This window comes from Paraburkholderia aromaticivorans (genome assembly GCF_002278075.1).
Classification (GTDB): domain Bacteria; phylum Pseudomonadota; class Gammaproteobacteria; order Burkholderiales; family Burkholderiaceae; genus Paraburkholderia; species Paraburkholderia aromaticivorans.
Window position 1 is genome coordinate 3,204,614 of the sequence record NZ_CP022989.1, and the last position, 21,376, is coordinate 3,225,989.

Below are 21,376 nucleotides of genomic sequence, written 5' to 3' on the forward strand. Positions count from 1 at the left end.
ATGTAGCACCTATCGCTACATGGCACAGAGATTGACGCGGAGTGAGCGTTTTTGACGGGGTATGGTGAGGGTTTTGATTTTTCACGCGCGCCAACCCGCATGCCGAAATCCACCCCCGCCGATACGCTCGCGTGGCACATTCACGCACGCTCCTTGCGCTATTTCGATGCGATTCGCCGCTGCGGTTCGATTCGTGAAGCCGCGCGGCAATTGCATGTGGCGCCGTCGGCGGTCAAGCGGCAATTGCTCAAGCTCGAAGCCGAGGTCGGCACGCCGCTCTTCGAGCGGTTCGCCTCCGGGCTCGCGCTGACCGCCGCGGGTGAAGTGTTCGCCCGTCATGTGATTAGCGTGATGCAGGACGCGCGCCGTTTCGAGAGCCGCGGATGCGCAGCGCGCGCTGGCCGACAAACGCGCCGCGCTCGTCGCGGGCCGCCTCGATCCGCCTCGATCCGTTTGCCGGACCGTTGAAGGATCAGAGCGGCAAGTTGCGATTGCGTGCTTCGTGCCGGTCGCGCTGCTCGACGAAGCGGAGATCGAATCGATCGACTATCCGGCGTTGAGACGCTGGAGCATGCGGCTCAAACGGCTCGACGGGTTCACGACGATGGCCGGTGTGTACGCCGCCGTGTAAATCGGAATACGGCCGGCCTCTGCCGCGCGTTTTTCAGTGGCTTGCGTGCGTGCTGCTACGCGCGACGATCCGGCCGTGCGACACCACGAGCTTTCTCGGCGGCCGGGCGACGAGCGCATGCGCGACCGTGTCCGCGTCCACCAGCACGAGGTCGGCGCGCGCGCCCGCGTGCAAGCCATAGTCGGCGAATCCGCAGGCCTGCGCGGCGGTGGTGCTGACGCAGTCGAATGCGATGGCGAGGTCGTCGTCGCGGCGCAGGCCGTAGCGCATTGCGATCAGCATCGCGCGTTCGAGCATGTCGGGCGAGCCGTAGGGCGTCCACGTGTCGCGCACGCCGTCGTTGCCGCCGAACAAGGTCACGCCTTTTTCGAGGCAGGCCTTGAGCGGCGGAACGGTTGTCGATGGCGGAGCGGTGGTGAGCAACGCAACGCGCAGAGCGGCCAGCCGTTCGAGCAGGGCGTCGCGTTCGCGCTCGGGCAACGCGCCGAGACAGAACGCATGGCTCACCACCACTTGCCCTTGCATGCCGAGCGCCGCAACCCGGTCGAGCAGCAGACCGAGCGTGAACGCGCCGATTTCGCCCGGCTCGTGCAGATGGATGTCGATCGGCTTCGCATGCCGCTGCGCGAGATCGAAAGTCAGATCGAGCGACGCCACCGGGTCGCCGTCGATCAACGCGGGATCGAGCGCGCCGAGCACGTCGGCGCCTGCCTTCAGGGCGTCGCCGAGCAGCGCTTCGGTGCCGGGGCGGCCAAGCACGCCCGATTGCGGAAACGCGACGATCTGCATGTCGAGCACGTCGCCGAGCGTTTCGCGCGTGGCAAGCACGCCTTCCAGATGACGCAACCCGGCAGCGGTGTCGATATCGACGTGCGTGCGCAGGCGCGTCGTGCCCGCCTGCATGAACGCGCGGGCGAGCGCGAGCGATTGCTGTCCCGCGTCATGTCCGCTTTGCGCTCGCCAGCGCCGTTCGTTTTCGATGCGGTCGGTGAGCTTCGGGCCGACCTCGTTGCGATACCACGGCAAGCCCCAGTTGGTTTTATCCAGGTGCGTATGCCCTTCGACAAAACCCGGCAGCAGCAACGCGCCGGCGCCGTCCTCGACGGTCAGGTTCGGCTCGCGCGGCAGGTCGGGACCGAGCGCGGCGATGCGGCCGGCGGCGATCGACACGTCGACGCGCGCGCCGTCCGCCATACGGACGTCGGTGATCAGCAGGCCGGTCGGCGGAAGGTCGGAAGCGGTCGTGGGCATGAAAGCAGGGCGGTTGTTATGCGAGAGACAGAGGCCGGTGGTGCACGATCGAAGACGCGTTCAATTGTCTGACCAATAGACGTGTCGCCGACCCGGCGGGCAATGAAAGACGGCGCGTGAATTGTACTTCGTGGAACCGCGCGGGCTATCCACGCGGTTCTGGCGTTCGGGCACTCAAGTTTGGTGAGTATCTGCCGTTGACACGAGCTAAATACATTCTGGGATCGCGCCGTGCAACTCGCCTTCAGTAACGACCGTCTGTCCAGCCGGATGCAGTTCGATCCGTCCGCCACCGGCGAACCCGAGGTGGAATCGTCGGTCATTGAATGGCTGCTGCACGACGATCAGGTGATGCGCGAATGCTTCACCCACGCAGCGGAAATCCTCAAGAGCGTGACGGGCGCGGCGATCACGGCGATTACGCTGCTCGACGAGGAATATCAGCACTACCGCGCCGAGGTCGGCATGGCGATGCCGCTCGTCACGCGCGCCCGCTCGCTTGCCGACTATGCGGTGCGCGATGCCGAGCTGTTCGTCATTGAAGATGCGCACAGCGATACCCGCTTCGGCGAATGCATGCTGGTGCAGCGTCATCCGTTCGTGCGTTTCTATGCGGCGATCGCGCTGCGCGCGCCCAATGGTGAAATCGTCGGCGCGTTGTGCGCGATGGGCCCGTCGCCCGGCCGGCTCGATGCGGGACAGCGGGCGGTGTTCTACCACCTGCGGGCGATGATCGAAAACGATCTGAAGATGCGCACGGCCACCGCGATCGATCCGCTCACGCAGTTGTATAACCGCCGTTTCCTGCTGGAAAGCGTTACCCGCCGATGGAAAGAAGCGCGTGACGGCGACGTGATGGGTTCGGTCGTGGTCGACGTGGACTGGTTCAAGCAATACAACGACACCTACGGCCACCAGGCGGGCGATCACTGTCTGCGCAAAGTGGCCTCGGTCATGCAGGCGGCCGCCGATGGCGAACGCGTTATCGTCGGGCGCATGGGCGGCGAGGAATTCGGCCTGCTGATGCTGCGCGCCGGAACGGCTGCGCTCGAAAACACGCTCGAAGCGCTGCGCCAGGGGGTGGAGGATCTGGCGATCGAGCATCGCGCGTCGCCGCTCGGCACGGTGACGGTGAGCGTGGGCGCGGCGCTCACGCGCATCACCGAGACCTCACGGCCGGCATATCGCGACGGATTCGCGAGCGCCGACCGGGCGTTGTATCGCTCGAAACATGGCGGCAGGAATCAGGTGACGATGGCGTAGTCATTCGTGCCGGGCTTCGGCGCCGGCACGGTGCCCGGCAGGCCTGCCGAACGGCTTGCGCCTACGCGCTCACGTAAAAAACAGACTGGTAACGAATGATCGACGCAGGCCTGTTCGCTGCACGATTTCCTGCACTTCGGCCTCGTCCTCCTTGCTGAGCACCCGGGTTTGCGGGGCGGGCGGCTGTGCTGGCGGAGCATCGGGCGGATCATCTCTCGACATCATGAGAGGCAGATCGTCTTCGTACAATTGCTGAATCACGGCGCCGGGTTCCTTGAGTTGAGCGGCAATGTCCGTCAGGCTGAGGCCTTCGTCCATGGCGCGAATCGCCTCGATTTCCTGGGCTGCCGAAAGCGGCGGCAACCATTCGTAGTGTTCGGCAGCCGGCATTGCCGATGACGTGCCGGCTACGGGAGACGAGGGGCGCGATACCAGCAGGCCGCGTGCGTATTCCTGTTCGACGACTCTCACCGTGGTTTCCGGTAGCTGGGTCGCTCTCGCCAGATCGCCGGTCGTAAAGTCGTAGTCCGGGAGGCCCAGCGCCCGTGCAATATCGTCGAGTTGTTGCGGCGTCACCGAGTTCATCGTATTCGTGCGGAACTCATTGGCAAGACTATGGGCTTTCCACGGAGAAATGCCGAGTTTCGTGGCAACGTCCTCGCGGCTATAACCCTTCTCGAACATCTCCATTGCGGCATCGCGATCTTTTGCGGTGAAACGGATTTCGTGAGTGCTTTCGGGCACACCTTTTGTGAGCTTGGCCACATACTTCGGCGATATGTTTAGAGAAGCGGCCACATCTTCAGGCGATCGGCCTTCTGCCAGAAGTTCGCTTGCCAGCGAATCTCTTGCGACGCGGTGCTGATTGGCAATCCCGCGCACTGTCTCGATCTGGAGGCCTAGATCTTTGGCCACCTGGTTTGCGTTTTTGCCTTCATCGAGTTGACGGATGGCGGCGGTTCGCTTTTCTGGCGTCGTGTCCCACCAGATCCTTTTGTAAGAGTCGGCATTGACATTGGCATAGATGTCCCTGACTTTCCTGACGGAGATCCCGACCGCATCGGCGACTTCCTGAGGGGTTTTCCCCTCGTCTTTCAGTGTAAAGACCCGGTCGATCTGTTCGGGTGAAGTCCGGACCACTCCGCGGAACGTATTCGTTTGCTGGGCGATTCGCCGAACGGTCATTTTGCTTACGCCAGTGGCTGCGGCTATCTCGTCATACGTCAATCCGTCATTGATCCGCTGGATGACGTCTTGCCGGATCTCCGGCGTGATTCTTCGCCTGCGGACGAATTTGGCAAGATGCATGTCTTTCTTGATCCTGGTCACCGTACGTGATGAAATTTTTGTTTCTGCCGCTATCTGAGCGTTGGTTAGTTTTCCCTCTCTGAGCAGGTTCTCAGCCTTCCTTCGGATTGCGGGCGGAAGGTACTTGCCGTGCAGACCAAGGTTATTCCGCTTCGAGATTTTGCCTACCATGCTGGGGGAAATCCCCATTTTTTTTGCTATCTCAACGCGCGTGAGAACTCCGTCTTCTAGCAGTCTGACAATCTCGCGCTCATCCGCCGGCGTGATTTTCAGGGTACGCAGAGAATCAGGAGCAGTCAGCACGATTTTCTCCTCGTTCATGATCCTTGCTACCGGATTCGTAGAAATCCCCAGCGTGGCTGCGATTTTCGCGCGCGACAGGTTCCCCTCCTTGAGGAGTCTGATGATTTCCTTTCGCGTCTGCTCGCTAATTTTTGGCGCCCCGCCGGTCAAACCCACTTCCGTATTGATTTCCCAACGGTGGGTTATCTCATTCAGACGAACCGGATATTGCGGCTTGAGATCGGCGCCTTTCATGAATACCCGCCAGGTGTCGCTCTGATTGTCAAAGCGCACGTGATAAGCCTTTCCATGCATCGCGACATATCGGTCGCCTCGGGCATCTTCGAGGATGCCGGGCCGCGCCCCGGAATGTAAATCTGCCGGGTGGACGTTGGGATCGGCATAGGCCTCGAGTGATCCATAGGGGTAGTCGCCGGCGCGTTGATGCGCAAGTTGGCTGGTCGGGTCGATGGACGGTCCGGCGTCCACCGCTGGCTTGTCGTCGATTGCCTGGCCGGCGGCCTGCGCGTCCCGGCCAGCGCTGGGACCAGCTTTCGTCCTGTCAGCGATTCGACCGGCGCTTTGCGCCAGGTTTTCCCCCGTCGCTGCGCCGTCTTTTGAAGCCAGGTTGGCCGCTTCGGCATCTTTGGCGGCCGTGGCAAGGGCTTTACCCGCGAGACCGACATCGTTGAGAATGGCCGGGGCTTCGCCGGCAATCATGCCTAGCAGTGCCGAGCCATAATCGAGACCCATGCGGATGCCGGCCGGCAATGTGGAAGGTAGCAGATCGGCCAGCGGAGCCAGCGGCGTCACGCCCAACAGCACGCGTGCAATGCCTTCCAGCACTTGTCCAGCCAGTTTCTCCGAGCGGGCGGCGGGGGTGATGGAATAGTCCTTGTAGCTCGTATCCTTGAGGACGGCATTGTATTGATCGCTGAGATCGCGCACGTAGTCGCCGCTCGCCGGCGGGAGGTTCCTGAGAATGTCCGTATATCGCTTTGCGGCGCCCACCGAGTGGGCATTCAAAGGGCCGCTGACCTGGGCGTGCCAGGTATCGAGCGTGTCGCGTAGTTCCGCGGAGTCCTGCATGCGCTGCGTGAAGGCCAGAACGACCTTGTCCTTCAGCGTGTCCTGCCCGGGATCGCCCTCATAGAGTTGGCGGCCAATCAACTCGTAACGTTTCGCGGGGTCGGTCTGTGCCCGCGCTTCACTCAGGATCCGGTCGACTTCGCCATTGGCTTCTTTCCACTGGCCGTCCGCCGTAAGCCGGCGCCGGTCGACTTCGGCCGAGATGCTGCGTTGCAGCCCGTCTTTGAGTTCGCTGGCTTCCTCGAATATTTCGTCCCGTTCGTCGGCGTTGGTCGCGTCGAGAAAGTCGTCGCGCAATTTATCGAGGTAATCGACATTGTCCCGATCTTCCTTGTTCAGCCAGGCAACGCCCATAGGCGGGTTAAAGATACTCAGGGCCCGATCGACGGGATCGTTGCGAACGCGGTTCGCTTCGTCACGAACGGCGTCTTCCAGCGCGGTCATCTTCTGCCCGATTTCGTAGCGGCTGTCGCTGCCCGTTTCTAGCGGGTAGGCCGTGCCCAGCATGGCGGCCGCGGCGGCGTAGAACTGGCGTTCGCTCTCGGGCAGGTCGGCCAGCATGCCTTGCAGGTGGGTTTCTCTCTGCTGGAACTGGATCACCTCGGGCGGATAGCCGGTCATTTCCTGCCCGATGCCGTCTTCGATTTTCTGTGCGATCTCGCCGTTGGCCTCGCTGTTGCGAGGATAACCGTCCACGGTGTCGTAATTATTGTTGAGTTCGTTGAACTCTTTGATGCTGATGGGCTCCGTTTCCGCGATCGGTCGGGACGTGTCATCACTCCGTGCTGCCCGGACGGGCCTGCGCGCGTATGTGCCGTGGACGGAGCCGGTCCGGCGCAGCAGCGCATCCCGGGTGCGGACGCCGCCGCTTGCTCTGCCAGGCGAGGCAGCTGTGTTTCCGGTTAATCCCTGGCCGGAAGTTTGACGTGAGAACGCGGCGGCCGCTAGTCCGCGGGCGAGCACGGAGGGCGCGCCAGGAGGATGGGACGCATCGCGGTTCCCGTGTGTCGTGTGCGATCGTGGTGGGGAATGGGAGGCTGTGCCGCGCGAAACATGTCCTGTAGTCTGAGCCTTGTTGTTGCCTTCGTCAGGTATCCGAAATTCATCCCAAACCGCGGACGTCGGGCTGCCTACTGATGATTTCGTCATCTTGCGGAACTCCTCTGAATGATCGGCGCAGCGAATCACGGAGAAGCAAGACGCTGCTGGCGACATTGCAGCATGAGCAAAGTCAGCGGATGTAGCGTTTATCTGTATGCGGGAGGGTGTCTTTGATGAATGGAGCGCGCGGCCTGACGAGCGCCGGGTGTTCGTTCGCGGCGCCAGCGTGCAGGTGTAAAGCGGCGGCCAAGGCAAGGCAGCGCAACGCAACACGAAGCCGCAGTGACGCCCGTTCAACTCGTGAGCAGCGTCAACCCCGCCGGCAGCGATTCGCCAAACACGCGGCCTTCGTCGGCGTTATCGAGCTCCACGCTCTCGCTCACCATCGTGATCCACGCGCGCGGCGCATTGGCCGCGTCCAGCCGCCGCACCACCGTACGACGCATGTCCTCGGGCAAGTCGCGCGAACGGTCGCCGGTCATGCGAGCGATCTGCACGGCGGCAAAGGCGGCGGGATCGACCTTCTTCCAGTCGAGCGCGAGTATCGCGTCGAGCCACGCGCCGGCAATCTCCGGCGGCACGACGCTATGCGCGCTGCCGTAGAACGGCCGGCGTGCGCCGATACGGCCGACAGCCCACCAGCTTTGATGATTTTCAGCGGGCTTCTTCAGGCGGGCCAGCACCGACTCGCCAAGCTCGATCTTGCGCTCCACGGGAATCCGTTCGAGCGACGCACTCAGGCGGACCATATCGGTGAAGCCGGTTTTCGCGACGTCGAACGGCAGCTTGTGACGCGAATGCGCGGCTTTTTGCAGATACGCCATCGCGTCGAGCACGCGCAATTGCGCGCTTTCGTCGAGGCCGCCGGCGGCGCGCCGCCAGAGCGTCCACCATTCGGACCAGACCTGGCTTTCGTTGACGTACTGAATGCCGTCGTCGAACAGCGACCAGAGTTGTTCGACCCGCCATTCGTCGAGCGGATAGCCGAAACCCGGCCGCACGCAATAACCCGCGAGATTCAGCCAGAGGCGCTCGTGATCCGCCGACCGGCGCCGCCGGCGCGCGCGTTCCCACAGCGCGCCGAACAGTTCGCGCAGCAACGCACTGTTCCAGCTCTCGCGCGGGCCCAGCAATTGTTCGAGTTGCGAGCGCAGGCGTTTGACTTCTTTCGGGCCGACGTTTTGCGAGCGCGAGCCGAAGCTGCGGTCGATATGTTCGATGGCCTCGTCGAGCGCGGGGTGGCGGGCGGGTGCGGCATCGGCCGTCAGGTTCACTTGCGCGTCTTCACGGCGCAACTGGAATTCGAGCAGCCAGCGCTGCGCCGGATTGTCCCGTTCGATGCAGTGGACTTCGAGCGTGCCCACCTCGGTGAACGACGTCGCGATCTGCACCGCGGTTTCGCGCGCGGTGCTCGCGCCGCGCGGCTGCACGATGGTCGCGATCGGCGGCAGGCGAACGAAATCGCCACCGGCGAGATCGATCAACTCGCCTGGCCGGTACACCGTGTCCGCGCTCGACGAGACCAGATGAAAACGCACCGGATGTCCGAGCCGCAGCGCGAAGGTGCGATCCGCGATCAGGATCTCGCGGCCTTCTTCCGTGCCGCGCGGCAGCAGGCAGATGCCGCGTTGCACGGGCTCGGCTTCGTGCTTGCCGTCGCTGGTTTCGTCGAGCACGAGGAAGTAGCTGCGCGGCGAGCCGCCGCCGATTTTCGGCGCGTTGCCCGCGCGCGCGAGCGCATAAGCAACCGCGCCGCGTGCTACGGCCACGTCGGGGTTGTCGTTGTGCAGCACGTTGAGCGCCGCGCCGCGCCACGTGCCCAGCGTGCTCGCCAGACGCTGCGTGAGCGCTTCGGCGCGGAACACGCCGCCGTTCAGCAGCAGTGTGTCGGGCACCGGCAAGGTGTTTTCGTCGGTAGCGTCCGGCGTGCCCGATACCGCAGCGCCCAGCGCTTTGCGCGACTGCGCCGCGAAGCGTCCGAGGAACGCCGCGACATGACGTGTGACGGCGGCGTCAGTGGCATAGGGCAGGCCGAACTCGACGATCGCGCCACGCGGTCTGCCAGGCCGTTCGTTCGACGCCACCGCCGGAAAGAAGCCGTCGACGATGATCCGCTCCACCTCCTCGCGCGTGACCTGCACCGTGCGCGCACCGCCGATCAACTTCGAGCCGGCGCCAAGCAGCGTGACCGATGTGGAGTCGGGCGCCTGCCGACCGAGCAGAAGCTCCTTCGCGTTGCGGCAACGCTCGACCAGCTGCGACAGGCTCGCCGCCGACAGGCGCGTGCGCCCGCCCGCCTGGTCCGCGCCCGGCAGCCGCGCTTCCACCAGATGCGCGAGCGCCAGATCCATGTTGTCGCCGCCGAGCATCAGGTGATTGCCTACGCCGATTCGCGTGAGCCGAGGCTCGCCGTCGCTCAGGCCCACTTCGATCAGCGTGAGGTCCGTGGTGCCGCCGCCGACGTCGCAGATGAGGACCAGACGGGTGGCAGCGAGTTCGCTTGCCAGCCGGTCACGGTGATGAAACAGCCAGTCGTAGAACGCCGCTTGCGGCTCTTCCAGCAGCTTCAGGTTGTGCAGGCCGGCCATGCGTGCCGCTTGCACGGTCAATGCGCGCGCACCTTCGTCGAAGGACGCCGGCACCGTGAGCACCACCTCCTGACGTTCGAGCGGCGCGTCCGGAAAACGATGGTTCCAGGCGGCGCGCACATGCGCCAGATAGCTCGCGCTGGCTTCGACCGGCGAGACTTTGAGGATGTCGTCGGCGGCGCCCCACGGCAGGATCGGCGCAACGCGGTCGACCGACGCATGCGAGAGCCAGCTCTTCGCGCTCGTCACCAGCCGCCCCGGCACCTGGGCGCCCAGCAGGCGCGCGAGCCGGCCGATCACGACCGGCTGCGCTTCTTTGTTTGCTTCTTTGTTTGCTTCTTCGCCTGCTTTTGACCGTGCGCCCGACTGCGCTTTGCTCTGCGCTTCGGTCCGGGCGCCGGCCTGGTCCGCACCGGACCACGGCAATTGCAGATCGCCGGGGTTCAGTTCGCCTTGCGCCGCGTGATAGCGCACCGAGGGCAGAAGCGGCCGCGCGGCCACTTCGCCTGGACTCACCAGTTGCTCGATCTCGAAGACGTGAATGCGTGGCGACTCGACCCGCGACCCATCCGGTGCTCCCATCTGCGCATAGGCGAGCACCGTGTTGCTGGTGCCGAGATCGATGCCGACGCTGTACCGCTTCATCTCATTCATGCATTTGCGTTGCCGCGCACGTCGAACTCGACTTTCCAGCGCTCGTCAGTCCCACGCGGCATGGCTTCGAGTTCGAGCGTGCCCGCTTCGGTGACGCGGGCATGCAGCTTCACCGGCACGACTTCACCGGCGGTGCGGCCGGCGGCGGGCAGCGTCGCCTGAATCTCTTCCAGTTCCTGCAATTCATCAGGACCCCAGAAGTCGAGCAGCGTGCCGACCTGGTCCTGCCGCCGCACCGACGAGCCGAAGAAGCGGAAATGCACGGGCTCGCCGACCACCAGCCCGAATTCCTGCGCGGGCAGTTCGGCTTCGGTGCCTTCTTCCATGCCGAACGGTGCCACGCACAGCGCCTGGATAGGCGGTTCGAGGCCGGGCACCGCGGGCATCGCCGATTCGATCGCGATGTAGTACGCGCGTGCCGTGCCGCCGCGAATCCGCACACCCTGGCCGCGTCGCACGTAACCGTAGTAAGCTGCGCCGCGCGCGACGGCGAGATCCAGATCGGCGCCTTCGAGGAGCCGCGCCGGCGCCGCGCCTTCCGCGGTGAGCCAGCCGTTGAGCGTGCCCATGATGCGTTCGACCAGCAACGGCGACTTGAACACGCCGCCGTTGAACAGCACGGCAGTGGGATGCAGGAAGCTGGCGTTTTGCGGCGTGGCGATGTCGCGCAGCCCGTCGAGCTCGGCGAGCGCGCCCACCTGACGGCCGAGAAACGCCGCCAGATGCCGCGTGATGCCCGCGTCCTGCGCATACGGCAGGCCGAGTTGCGTCAGACCGGCGCGCGCGCGGCTCACCGGACGCGCGGCGCTCTCCACCTGCGGGAAGAAGCCTTCGAGAATCGTCTGGGTCAATTCGGCGCGCGTGAGCTCGGTGCGGATCGAGCCGCCGATCAGCTTCGAGCCGCGGCTCGGCACGACGAGCGGCACGGTATCGGCGGTGGGATCGCTGAGCAGCGTTTCCTTGGCGGAGCGGCATGCGTAGGTGAGGGCGCGCAGTTGCCACGCGTCGGCCTGGGTGCCTTGCGCCGCGAGCTTGCGCGCGACCACGTGCGCGAGCGCGAGATCCATGTTGTCGCCGCCGAGCAGAATATGTTCGCCCACCGCGACACGATGCAGTTCGAGATTGCCTTCGCGTTCGATCACGGCGATCAGCGAGAGGTCGGTCGTGCCGCCGCCCACGTCCACCACGAGAATGATGTCGCCGACCTTGACCTGCTTGCGCCACTGGCCGCCGCTCTTCTGGATCCAGCTATACAGCGCGGCCTGCGGCTCTTCCAGCAGTGTCATGCTGCCGTAGCCGGCGGCTGTGGCCGCTTCGGCGGTCAGTTCGCGCGCGGCCGGATCGAACGAGGCCGGGATCGTCACCGTGATGTCCTGTTCGCTGAACGGCGCGTCGGGATGCGCATGATCCCAGGCTTCACGCAAGTGGGTCAGATAACGTACCGAGCTTTCGAGCGGCGAGACGCGCGCGACTTCGGGCGGCGCGTCGTTGGGCAGAATCGCGGCGCGCCGGTCGACGCCCGGATGGCACAGCCAGCTCTTCGCGCTCGATACGAGGCGGATCGGCGTGGCCGCGCCGCGGCTGCGGGCGAACTCGCCGACCGCGAATTCGCGCTGGCCGGTCCACGGCAGATAGAGGTCGCCCGAGGCCAGTTCGTCCGGATGCGGCAGATAGAGAAACGAAGGCAGCAGATCGAGGTTGTCGATTGCGCCCGGGCCCGTGAGCTGGGCGATCGACAGTACGCCCTGGGCGGTCTTTTCGCCGTCGCTGGCGCTCGTGTCCACGTAGGAGAGCGCGCAGTGGGTAGTGCCGAGATCGATACCGATGGCGTAGCGTGATTGGCGTGCGTCGCTCATAGCTCCACCTCGGCCGGTGCGATCACCTTGGCGTTGTGGCTGTCCGCGAGCTTCGGCAAACGTACTTCGTCGACCCGCCAGCCGCGATGGCTGATGCTGCCGTTAAACGGTGCGTGGCCGACCACATTGCCGGTCAGGCGGATCGAGGCCGCGTCGAAACCCTCGGCCAGCGTGACGCGACTGCCTTCGGCTTCGTCGCGCACCGGGCGGATCGTGAAGTGTTCGCGCAGCGTCGCGCGGCAACCGTCATGCACGAGGCGCGCGGCCGCGCCGATGTCGGCGTCGCTATAGCTCTTGATGTCTTCCTCGACGAAATCGATGAAACGCGCGTCGCGTTGCAGCAGGCCGAGCAGTTGCAGCGCCGCGTCGGGGCTCGCTTCCTTCAGCACGGGCGCGGGTTGCGGTGCGGGGGCGGGCGCCGGCGCGGGTGCCGGTGAGGGCGCGGCGCCGGCGGTGGCGCCGCTAGCGCGCAGACGCAGCACCCCGGCGGCGAATTCGCCGTCGCCGAGAATGCGGAAGAACGTGCCCACGGCCAGGGAAATCCGGCCGAGGAAGGATGGGTTCGAATCGGTCATAAATGCTCCTGAGGTGCTCTGTTAAAGGACGAGCTGTCCTGGCTGCGTTGCACGCGACGGGCCGCGAAGCTGCGCCGGGTTTGAGCGGGCCGCCGACATGCGTCCTGGCGAAGGCCGCCGGCTGACATGCCGCCGGCATCTGATCGATCCGGCCGCACGGCGCCTCTGGCGCGCAACAAAACCCGTATTTTGCCTTGTGGCGCCCCTGAAGCGGGCAAAGCCGGTCATTCTAGCGGGCAATGCGGCGAGAATGGCGGCTTGTCACGGGCCAGGGCGGACAGGCGATGAGCGCGGCTGGCTGTCCGCGTGGCGGGGTTTGACGAGGAGGAACCGTCGGGTCCGGTCGATCCACGGGGCAGGGTGCGCCGCCGGGGTGCCCACGCAATGGGCGACCCGACGGAGCGCCGGCCGGCGCTGCGCGCGGCAAACCGCCGGGGGCGGCAAAGAGGGCGGCGGCGCGCCTCGCGAGCGCGCGCCGCGAAGCGGTCATGGCTTGTCTGCCGGCTTTCCGCGCACGAGCGACTCCGGATGGCGCTCGAGATAATCGGCCAGCGCGTTCAGCGATTGCAGCGTGCGGGTCAATTCCTGCAGCGCCTGGTGCACATCCGACACCATCGGCGAGTCGCGCTGCAAAGTCGCCTCTGCCGAGCCGAAGGTTTGCCTTGCGGCGGCGAGCGTGTCGCGCGCCTGCGGCACGACCTCGGTGTTGAGCCGATTGAACAGCGCATCGGCATTTTTCAGCGACGTGCTCAGGTTCGCGCCGATCTGGTCGAACGGAATCCGGTCGAGCTTCTTCGCAATGTCGGCTACCTGCACCTGCAGCGCGTCGAGCGTGTTCGGAATGGTCGGCAGTTCGACCGGCTCGGCGCCGATATCGAACTTGACGGGCGCCGCCTGCGGGAAGATGTCGAGCGCGATGTATAACTGGCCCGTCAGCAGGTTGCCGGTGCGCAACTGGCCGCGCAGGCCGCGTTCGACGAGACGCCGCAGCAGTTCGCCGCTGGCGGCCGTACGGGCCTGCGGCATCGTCGCGTTGCGCGCGCGCCGCCTGAGCCGGTCCGGGTACAGGTCCAGCGTGACCGGCATCGTGAAGTTCTGCGTCTGCGGATCGTATTCGACGCCGATGCCGGTCACCTGGCCCAGTGCGATGCCGCGGAAGTCGACCACCGCGCCCACCGAAAGCCCTCGCAACGACTGGTTGAAATTCATCACGGCGCGCACCGGGATACCGTCCGGCGCACGCATGGCGTCCGCTTCGTCGGAGGCGAGGCGGAAGTCGAATTTCTCGGCCGCTTGCTCGCCCATTGGCTGGCCCGGTGGCGTCTGGAAAGCGAGTCCGCCCACCAGAATGGCCGCGAGCGACTGCGTGTTGACGACGAAGCCGGCCGAGTCGAGCCGGACGTTGACGCCGCTTGCATGCCACCAGCGCGAATTGGTGCCGACGTACTGGTCGTAAGGCGCGGCGACGAACACCTGCATGGTCACGCCCGTGCCTTCCTTGTCGAGCGCGATGCCGTAGACCTGACCGACCTGCACACGCCGGTAGAAGATCGGCGAGCCGATGTCGATCGAGCCGAGCGAATCGCCATGCAGGATGAAGCGGTGGCCTTTCTGGTCGGCGGTGATGGGAGGCGGCGTCTCGAGTCCGGCGAACCTGGTTTGTGTTTCCTTCGAGTGGCCGACGTCCACGCCGATATACGCACCCGAGAGCAGCGTGCCGATGCCCGACACGCCAGCGGCACCCACGCGCGGACGAACCACCCAGAAGCGCGTGTCCTTGACCGCGAAGTTTTCCGCCTGCTTGGTGAGTTGCACGGCGATCTCCACGTGCGTCTGATCCTTCGACAGCGTGATCGCTTTCACCGAACCTATTTCCACGTCCTTGTATTTGACCTGGGTCTTGCCAGGTTCGAGGCCCTCCGCGTTATCGAACACGATCGTGATCGCGGGGCCGCGCTCCGTGACGGACTTGACGACAAGCGCGATACCGATCAACGCCGCGATCAGCGGCACGACCCAGACAAGCGAGGGTAGCCAGCTGCGCCGTGGCGCGATGTCAGGGTCGGGCAGATCGGGAGGTAAGAGGGGTTCTTGCGGGCTACTCATGACTGGGCTCCGAAGCGTGACTCGTGACTGGCTGCGTCCCGGCTTTCGCTCGCCACGCGCTCCTGAATGCGGGGGCGGGGCAACTGCAGCGCCGTGCTCATCTGGTGCTCATCTCGCGTTCACCTCGCGCTCACCCTCGTGCCGGCCGCCGCGAGCTCACCTCGCGTTCCCCCTTTATCTGCGTTCCCACCGTTTCGCCGTTCCCCCGCATTGCCCTTTACCCGGTGTGTAGCGCGCGACGCGCCACACACGGGACCGGGACGGCGCCCGCGGCGCGCATGCCCCGCTCAGGGCTGCACGGCTTCCCACGATGAGTCCGGGTCGAACGATTTAAGCGTCGCCGCGGCACGCGCGGACTGAGGCCCCAGGTTCTTCTGAAAAATCTGCCCGTCCTGATTGACGATGAAGCTCATCACGCCCGTCTTGCCATACTCGGCGGGCCACGCGACGAGGCCGTAACCTTTCGTCATCGTGCCGTTCTCGACGTAATTCTGGCTTCCGCCTTTCGCATGCGGCCCTTGCGCGCTCAGGATGCGGAAGTGATAACCGTGATAACCCTCCTTCGAGACGGAGCCGGTGTGCGGCATTGCCGCGGCGAGCGGGCCAAGGGGGCTGTCCGGTTCACCCGGCGCAGTCGGCCAGTACAAGCCGTCATGCTGGCCCGGTGTGCTGAGAATGTGCTGCGCGTAATGCTGGGTCAATTCCCGATAGTCGTGCTGCGCATCCAGATAGGCGAGCGAGGTCAGCATTGCCGCGCGCTCGTTGCGGCCAATGCGGCGGGTCATGATTTCCTCGCGGCCGGCAGCGGGATCGAAGCGCCAGCCGTTGGAGGCCTCGACGAGCGGAATCGGCAGCGTCCAGCCGCTGTTGCCGACCGACAGATGCTTGCTCGCGTGACCATTGAGCGGCGCCGGATCGTCGACGATCTGGTGTCCTGCCGCCCACGCGCCGAGAAACGCGTAGATATCGTCTTCGCCTACATTGGTGGTGGGAATGAAGCGCGTGAAGTCCTTGCCGAGCACGTGCTGCATCGCCGGGTGGTCGTTGCGGGAAAGCGCGTCGACGAAAGCGTTGGAGGCGGCCTCGGGTGTCGGATAAACGGCTTGTGCGTGCGCCATGGACGCGCCGAACAGCAGCGCGGCAAGCCCGAGAGCGCTGCGCGCAAGCCGCGGCTTGAGAGCACAGACGTGGGTGTGCACAATCGGGTCGGCAACGCGTGTACCGAAGGTCTGGAAGATGCGAATACGGGTCATGAGCGGCTCCTGTGAGATCGGTTTAATGTTGCCGGCCGAAGTGACGCTGACCGCCGCCGCCCGCACCCAGGCCGCCGCCGCGCTGCTGTCCGCCGCCGCCTGCGCCAAAGCCGCCGCCGGGCGGTTGTCCACCGCCGCCCGCACCGAAGCCGCCGCCGGCGCGTTCGCCACCGCCACCCGCTCCCAGATTGCCGCTACGTGGCTGAGCCCCGCCATTCGCGCCGGCACCGCCGCCGCGATTGTTCGCCAACTGCTGCCGGCTTGCTTGCCCGCGCTGCATGTCCTGCTTCGCGGCCCCGCCGTCGCCCGCGCCGCGCAGCGCATTGTCACGGTTCACGTTCTGCGCGTTGTTGCGAATGTCGGCGGCATTGTTGCCGCCATGCTGGATACCTTCGAGGCGCTGACTTGCCGTTCCGCTCAGGTTCTGGCCGGTGCGATTCTGCAGCGTCTGCTGCGCCTGCGCGCGCGAGGCCGACGTATCGCGCCCGCGATACGCGTCGCGCTGCGCACTATTCACGTTGGCCGTGGTATTGCGGTTGAAGGTCGAGTTACGGTTCCAGTTCGTCGTGCTGCTGTTCACGTCGAGCCGGCGATTCACATTGATGTTGTTGTACTGATTGACGTTGATGTTGACGCTGTGATTGTTCCAGTTGACGTTGCTCCACAGCGAACTGGTGATCGCAACGCCGGCGCCGAATGCGAGTCCGGCGGCGAGGCCGCTCGCCACCGCATAGCCCGGCGGAGGCGGCACATACACCGGGGGATAGGCCGGATACGGCCATGTACCGTAGACGACCGTGGGGTTGTATGTCGGCACATAGACGACCTGTGGGTTCACCGGCACGATCTGGATGGTGCTCTGCTCGACCACCACTTTCTGCTGCTGGTTGGTTTGCAGGTTGCCGGCCTGCTGCGCCTGCTTGCGCAATCGCTGCACCGAATCCATTACGTCGTTCGGCTGGGCGAGGAAGGCATTGCCCAACTGCGTGACCCAGTCCGGTTTCGACGCCATGGTGGCCAGCACCTGCGGAAACGCCACCAGCGATTGCACGCTCGGATCCCACGGCTCGGCGCCGACTGCCTTCACGGCGTCGTCACCCTTGAGGTTCGGATTGGCTTTCGACCATGCCGCCGCCGCCGGCACGTCTTGTGGAAACGTGGAAGCCATCAGCACCTGGGCGAGGAGAGCGTCCGGGTAGAGCGCGACCGGCGCGGTCAGCGCGTCCAGCTGCTGGTTCGAGATCTTTGCCGGCGCCTGTGCGTACGCGGCAGGCGCGGTGACCTCGAGGAAGAACGGCGCGCCGGCCAGTGCGGTCAATGTGGCGAGTAGAATCCGTGACCTTCTCTGGTATGCCCTGGATCGTTTCACGATCAAGTCTCCCTTTTTGGAAGTTGTGTATGACGCACGGGTACGGTGCGTGAGACGTCGAAGTCGGAAGCCACCGGGAAGGGTGGTCCTTTGTGGCGGGTTTGATAACCGGTGCGGCGCACTGCCCGCACTGCCAATCGATGCCGGCATAAGACCCGCGAAAAGCGCGCTTCAAATGGACTCCGAATCGTGTTGCAGGCGGTGCTCGCATGATGGCAAGATTAATAAACCCTTTCCCACGAAATGTGCAATCTTTTCTCAAATAAATTCTTGTTGAATTTCCGTTGTTGATGGATTAGTGGATCGCCGCTTGCTTCGCCTCTATCGATCGTCAGCTTATCTAACAATGTTATTGCGTTTCGTGAAAAGGTCTCATAGGGTAATTGAAGCACGGTGAAATAGTCGCCGTGCTGCCCGAATAGGTCAAGCCGCATATTGACTCAGCCTGCCCTGTTTACTTTCTGAAGAAAGTTGCAGGCCGCAGCGTTCGCCCCTTCTTAACCGACGGGCCGCACGAAACATTCCTTCATCCATTCGCGGGGACGAGGGGCCCAACCGCATTGTTCGAATCATGGCGCATGGACAGCTTCTTGTTGCATCAGTTATCGACGCGTTGATGAGTGTTGTTCAAAAGCGTATGCGCGAATCGACGAAATATTAGCGCGGCTCGATATCGATCGATTCACGTGAAAACACAATTTCATCAGGTATTTTTCGAATCCTGTCGGCTAATCTGCGGTTTGCTCGCCGTCAGTCTGTAAAGCGGCGAAATGTGCGTGCGATCACGGCTGATCCGAGCGCTTGCCACTCGAACGCTCAACCCAATGAGAGACTCCCATGAAACGATTCGCCGTGGTGACCCTGGCCAGTATGAGCGCGCTCGCTCTGGCGCAAAAACCGGCCGTCTATCCCGCGCACGGACAAAGCCAACAGCAGCAGATGTCGGACGACGGAGCATGTTACGCGTGGGCGAAGCAGAGCACCGGTATCGACCCCGCCGTGGTCGCGCAAACGCCTGCGACACCGTCGGGTCCGACCGGCGCGCGCGTCCGCGGTGCGGCACGCGGGGCGGCGGCGGGCGCAATCGTGGGTGACGTGAGTGACAACGACGCCGGGCATGGCGCCGCGGTCGGCGCGACCGCGGGTGCGCTCGCCGGCGGCGTACGCAGCCGTCAACAACACGCCGCGCAGGCGCAAACGGCACAGGCCAACCAGCAGTCGGCAATGAGCACCTATTGGCGCGCTTACGGAGCGTGCATGCAAGGCAAAGGCTATACGGTTCAATAGCAGCGCTGGGGTTCCCTCGTGCGGGTGGCCGGGCATGGCATCAACTAATCGACGCTCACTTTGCTTCAATGGGTGATGATTCAATGCGTGGCGCGGTCCCATAAGTCGTGTACCCGCACAATCGTTGCACTTGTCGCTCATGATCCGACTCCTCCGTGGGCAGCGCTCGTGTGGCTGGATTGATACGTTCGCGAGCCAGTTCCAACCCTATGGTTCGTCGCCGACGAACCACCGGAAGTAGGGATTGTCGGGTTGCGCCTGTAATGCGTCGCCAATATCGCGAGACCACGCCTCACGCTCGCCGCGATAGGCGTCGAGCCCCGCGGCATAGAAGCTTTGCAGCGCACCGCGCTCCGCGTTCAAGGCCGCGCGGAAAGTGTCGTCGGCGTGGAGCAACGGCGGCTCGCTGCGAAGCGCGAGCAGGTGCGTGAGCGTGTCCGGGAAACCGTCGCGCCGCACCCATGCCGCGTATTCGATGCGTGGCCGGTCGTCGGTCACGGGCGGGGCATCCGCGGTGTAATACGCAAGGCCTGCGCGATCGGTGATCCAGGTCGCCAGCAGCGCCGCGGGCGAAGCCACGCCGACCTCGCGCAGCGACGCAGCCACCTGCGGTTGCGCAAAGCGCGATGCGATGCGCGGCACATCGAGTTCGATCGGCTGCATCGAACCGATCAGCATCATCTCGTGCAACTCGGTGGTCCACAGCGCGGCGTACGGAAACACCTGAATGAAGCTCTGGATCAGCGAGCGGGTGTCATCTTCATTTTGGGTCGGCAGGGGCAGCCACTGCGCGACGATGCCATCCGGGCGCAGACGCGAGGCCGCCAGCCGGTAGAAATCCGACGAGTAGAGATTGACCACGCCGGCTGCCGAGGGCGGCGGCGGTTCGAGCGTGATCAGATCGTAACGTTCGCTGTTGCGCAACAGTTCACGCCGTCCGTCGCGCAGGCGGATGTCGACGCGCGGGTCGGTGCTGACGCCGTAGTTGCCGTTGAACTGCGGCGCGGCGCGCACGACCGCCGGCAGCAGCTCGGCAACCACGCGTTGGTCGAGGCCGGGCCACCTGAGCAGCGCGCCACCGGTGATCCCCGTACCCAGTCCGATGACAAGCGCGCTGCGCGGCGTGTGGCGGTGAACCAGCAGCGGCAGCAGCGCTTGCAGACGCATATAGCGCAACGAGGTCATCGCGTCGCCGGAATTGGAGACCCCCTGAATGTAGAGGCGCCGGAACTGTTTCTGGCCCGCGCCCTGTGCGACGACGGCGACGGTGCCGCCGGCGCTTTCCTCATAGGCGACCAGGTTGCCGCCGCGCGCGGCGGCGAGCAGGGTGGCGAGACGCTCCGACGGTGTCAGCAGCACGGCACACAGGGTTGCCGCCGTCAGCACCGGCACACCCCAGCGAGCGCCGCGCCGCACGCCCTCACCGCGCCACACGGCGAGCGCGCCGACTGCGCCGGCGAGCACGGCAAGCGCCGCGAGCGCATGGACCAGCCCGAGTACCGGCACGAGCAGGAAGCCGGCTAGCAGCGTGCCGCCGATACCGCCCGCAGTATTGAGCGCCAGCACGGCGCCGACATCGCGGCCGGTGTGCCGGGCATCCACGCTCACGCGCAGCGCGAACGGGAACGCCGCGCCCAGCAACAGCGTAGGTACGAAGACGATACAAGCCGCCGCGACGGCGAAGCCCGCGCACATGGCGGCGAGCAGGCTGCCGGTGGCGGAGAATGTCGCCTCGCGAGCGAGGTTTTGCCATTGCAGCAGCCAGCCGCCCAACGCGGCGAGTTCCAGCAGCGCGACGAGTCCGGCGGCGACGATCAGCAGTGCGAACACGCCCCACGGATCGCGCGCGCGATCGACATGTCGCGCACTGAGCGCGCTGCCGAGCGTGAGCCCGAGTAGATACGTGGCGAGCACGATCGCAAAAGCGAAGCTGCGGGTGCTGATGAACTGGACAATCAGTTGTGACCACACCACTTCGTAACCCAGCGCGATGCCGCCGGCGAGCGCGTAAAGGGCAACGGCGAGGCGTGCGCCGGGTGCGGCTTGACCCGCTGCTGTTTCAACGGAGGAGGCCGCGGCAAGCGGCTGTCCATCGGCAGGCGAGCGGGCAGAAGTGATGCGGCCAATGAGCAATGCGATCAGCGCGGCCAACGCGTTCAGTGCGGCTGCGGCCAATGCGCTGCCTTGCACGCCAAGCAATGGAATCAGCATGAAGGCGGCGGCGAGCGTACCGGCGATCGCGCCGCCCGTATTGGCCGCGTACAGACGCGCGCCAACGCGGCCGAGCCGGGTGGCACGGGGGCCCAACGCACGCATCAAGACCGGCAGCGTGCCGCCCATCAGTACCGCAGGCAGGCCGACCAGCGCGAACGGCAATGCCCATGCAAGTAGTCCGGCACGATTCTGCAGCCATGCGAACGGCGCGGCCGCGTGCGCCAGCGCAATGGTGCCCGCCAGCGCCAGCAGTAGCGCGCCGCCTTCCAGTGCGGCGTAAAGCAGCAACGGCCGCGCGAGGCGGTCGGCGAGCCTGCCAAGCAGCCAGCCGCCTATCGCGAGACCCGCGAAGAAGGCGCTGACGCCGGCGGTGACCGCCTGCACGTCGACACCCACGACGAGCGCCAATTGTTTGATCCACAGCACCTGGTAAATCAGTGACGCGGCACCCGATGCGAAAAGCAGGAGCATCGGCCACGCAATGGATAAGGCCGGCGAAGCAGGGATGGGGTCCGCTTCGGCGGGGCCGCGTTCGCGCGGTTCGGCGTG

The 21,376-nt window shown here is 65.1% G+C and carries 13 protein-coding genes; 4 read left to right on the forward strand and 9 right to left on the reverse strand.

What is annotated here, in order from left to right; translation table 11 throughout:
- The first annotated feature begins 99 nt into the window (after positions 1–99).
- The gene (locus CJU94_RS14630; protein WP_425272149.1) at positions 100–468 is read left to right on the forward strand and encodes a LysR family transcriptional regulator; all 369 of its coding nucleotides are present in this window, start codon (positions 100–102) and stop codon (positions 466–468) included.
- A gap of 34 nt (positions 469–502) precedes the next feature.
- The gene (locus CJU94_RS42255; protein WP_279636599.1) at positions 503–631 is read left to right on the forward strand and encodes a glutathione S-transferase family protein; all 129 of its coding nucleotides are present in this window, start codon (positions 503–505) and stop codon (positions 629–631) included.
- A 33-nt stretch (positions 632–664) separates the two neighbouring features.
- Here the strand turns inward: CJU94_RS42255 and CJU94_RS14635 are convergent, their stop codons facing one another.
- Complete coding sequence (locus CJU94_RS14635; protein WP_095419296.1) at positions 665–1,882, reverse strand: amidohydrolase family protein; 1,218 nt, start codon at positions 1,880–1,882, stop codon at positions 665–667.
- A gap of 231 nt (positions 1,883–2,113) precedes the next feature.
- Between CJU94_RS14635 and CJU94_RS14640 the strand changes: the two genes are divergently transcribed.
- On the forward strand, positions 2,114–3,145 hold the full coding sequence (locus tag CJU94_RS14640; protein ID WP_244220837.1) for a sensor domain-containing diguanylate cyclase: 1,032 nt from the start codon (positions 2,114–2,116) through the stop codon (positions 3,143–3,145).
- A 69-nt stretch (positions 3,146–3,214) separates the two neighbouring features.
- Here the strand turns inward: CJU94_RS14640 and CJU94_RS14645 are convergent, their stop codons facing one another.
- From CJU94_RS14645 to CJU94_RS14675, 7 genes are all read right to left on the reverse strand, one after another.
- Entirely contained in the window at positions 3,215–6,787 is a 3,573-nt protein-coding gene (locus CJU94_RS14645) for a helix-turn-helix domain-containing protein (RefSeq protein ID WP_244220838.1), read from the reverse strand.
- Positions 6,788–7,218: 431 nt separating this feature from the next.
- Positions 7,219–10,167 (reverse strand): Hsp70 family protein, encoded by a 2,949-nt coding sequence (locus CJU94_RS14650; RefSeq protein WP_095419298.1) that lies wholly within the window; start codon positions 10,165–10,167, stop codon positions 7,219–7,221.
- Entirely contained in the window at positions 10,164–12,023 is a 1,860-nt protein-coding gene (locus tag CJU94_RS14655; protein WP_095419299.1) for an Hsp70 family protein, read from the reverse strand. Before CJU94_RS14655 ends, CJU94_RS14650 begins: the two co-directional genes overlap by 4 nt.
- Positions 12,020–12,598, reverse strand: a complete 579-nt coding sequence (locus CJU94_RS14660) for a DUF2760 domain-containing protein (protein ID WP_095419300.1) — start codon at positions 12,596–12,598, stop codon at positions 12,020–12,022. The genes CJU94_RS14655 and CJU94_RS14660 overlap by 4 nt, the downstream gene beginning before the upstream one ends.
- A gap of 486 nt (positions 12,599–13,084) precedes the next feature.
- Positions 13,085–14,704 carry a PqiB family protein gene (locus CJU94_RS14665; protein ID WP_095419301.1) on the reverse strand — a complete coding sequence of 540 codons (1,620 nt, stop codon included), beginning with the start codon at positions 14,702–14,704 and terminating at the stop codon, positions 13,085–13,087.
- A gap of 287 nt (positions 14,705–14,991) precedes the next feature.
- Positions 14,992–15,957 (reverse strand): DUF2950 domain-containing protein, encoded by a 966-nt coding sequence (locus tag CJU94_RS14670; RefSeq protein WP_095420368.1) that lies wholly within the window; start codon positions 15,955–15,957, stop codon positions 14,992–14,994.
- A 22-nt stretch (positions 15,958–15,979) separates the two neighbouring features.
- Entirely contained in the window at positions 15,980–17,326 is a 1,347-nt protein-coding gene (locus CJU94_RS14675; protein WP_095420369.1) for a DUF3300 domain-containing protein, read from the reverse strand.
- A gap of 837 nt (positions 17,327–18,163) precedes the next feature.
- Here CJU94_RS14675 and CJU94_RS14680 point away from each other — a divergent pair.
- Positions 18,164–18,613: a YMGG-like glycine zipper-containing protein gene (locus CJU94_RS14680; protein WP_095419302.1), complete on the forward strand. Its 450-nt coding sequence runs from the start codon at positions 18,164–18,166 to the stop codon at positions 18,611–18,613.
- Between the two features lie 207 nt (positions 18,614–18,820).
- On the opposite strand, the gene CJU94_RS14685 is transcribed toward CJU94_RS14680, so the two are convergent.
- Complete coding sequence (locus CJU94_RS14685; RefSeq protein WP_095420370.1) at positions 18,821–21,298, reverse strand: fused MFS/spermidine synthase; 2,478 nt, start codon at positions 21,296–21,298, stop codon at positions 18,821–18,823.
- Positions 21,299–21,376: the final 78 nt, after the last annotated feature.

What these genes read in the sequence shown, in the direction of transcription:
- CJU94_RS14630 (WP_425272149.1), top strand. Translation starts at nt 100, where the DNA reads ATGCCGAAATCCACCCCCGCCGATACGCTCGCGTGGCACATTCACGCA.
- CJU94_RS14635 (WP_095419296.1), bottom strand. Translation starts at nt 1,882, where the DNA reads ATGCCCACGACCGCTTCCGACCTTCCGCCGACCGGCCTGCTGATCACC.
- CJU94_RS14650 (WP_095419298.1), bottom strand. Translation starts at nt 10,167, where the DNA reads ATGAATGAGATGAAGCGGTACAGCGTCGGCATCGATCTCGGCACCAGC.
- CJU94_RS14655 (WP_095419299.1), bottom strand. Translation starts at nt 12,023, where the DNA reads ATGAGCGACGCACGCCAATCACGCTACGCCATCGGTATCGATCTCGGC.
- CJU94_RS14660 (WP_095419300.1), bottom strand. Translation starts at nt 12,598, where the DNA reads ATGACCGATTCGAACCCATCCTTCCTCGGCCGGATTTCCCTGGCCGTG.
- CJU94_RS14665 (WP_095419301.1), bottom strand. Translation starts at nt 14,704, where the DNA reads ATGAGTAGCCCGCAAGAACCCCTCTTACCTCCCGATCTGCCCGACCCT.
- CJU94_RS14670 (WP_095420368.1), bottom strand. Translation starts at nt 15,957, where the DNA reads ATGACCCGTATTCGCATCTTCCAGACCTTCGGTACACGCGTTGCCGAC.
- CJU94_RS14680 (WP_095419302.1), top strand. Translation starts at nt 18,164, where the DNA reads ATGAAACGATTCGCCGTGGTGACCCTGGCCAGTATGAGCGCGCTCGCT.
- CJU94_RS14685 (WP_095420370.1), bottom strand. Translation starts at nt 21,298, where the DNA reads ATGCTCCTGCTTTTCGCATCGGGTGCCGCGTCACTGATTTACCAGGTG.